This is a genomic window from Acinetobacter sp. WC-743, from assembly GCF_000335555.1.
GTDB classification, from domain to species: domain Bacteria; phylum Pseudomonadota; class Gammaproteobacteria; order Pseudomonadales; family Moraxellaceae; genus Acinetobacter; species Acinetobacter bereziniae.
The window spans coordinates 1-566 of sequence record NZ_AMFQ01000045.1; the positions used below are offsets into that span (position 1 = coordinate 1).

Here is a 566-nt window from a genome sequence, read left to right on the forward strand (position 1 = left end):
TGTATGACTCCCAGATCATCAAGTCACCATCCCAACCAAATAAAGTTAGACTATCCTCAGTGGTATTTTTCTTAAATAATCGACGTCCAAATACATCATAGCCATAGCTTGTAATTTGACCATTGTGATCGCTTTGAATCAGACGATTAAGGTTATCCCAAGTCAGTTTTAAGGTCTGACCTGATTGACTGGTTTCAATCACATTACCTTGCGCATCATATTTGTAATGCTTACCTTGATATTGGCTGATCAGATTATTTTTAACTTGCGATGTTTGTGTCGCAATCGGGTCGATCAAGTTCCCCGCAGGATCAAAACTAAAGCTTTCAGAACTATACGGGTTTTGCGCTTTAATTAAGCGCCCAATTGGGTCGTATTGATAGCTTAATTTACCTAATCGGCTGTCATCTACCTGAGTTAATAGGTAGTTGTTATCATAGTGATAATGTCGTTCTGCTTGATGTTTTGCTTGTTGTAATTGATCGAGTGTTTCTTGTTCATGTCGAATGATTTGTGAACTGAGTAAGCCCACATCATTATAGTTTTTGTTTTGTACCAAGCCATTG

1 protein-coding gene is annotated in these 566 nt (G+C 38.0%); it reads right to left on the reverse strand.

From position 1 onward, the window contains the following. A partial coding sequence (locus ACINWC743_RS06525) for an RHS repeat domain-containing protein (RefSeq protein ID WP_009584830.1) occupies positions 1-566 on the reverse strand: 566 nt, incomplete at both ends.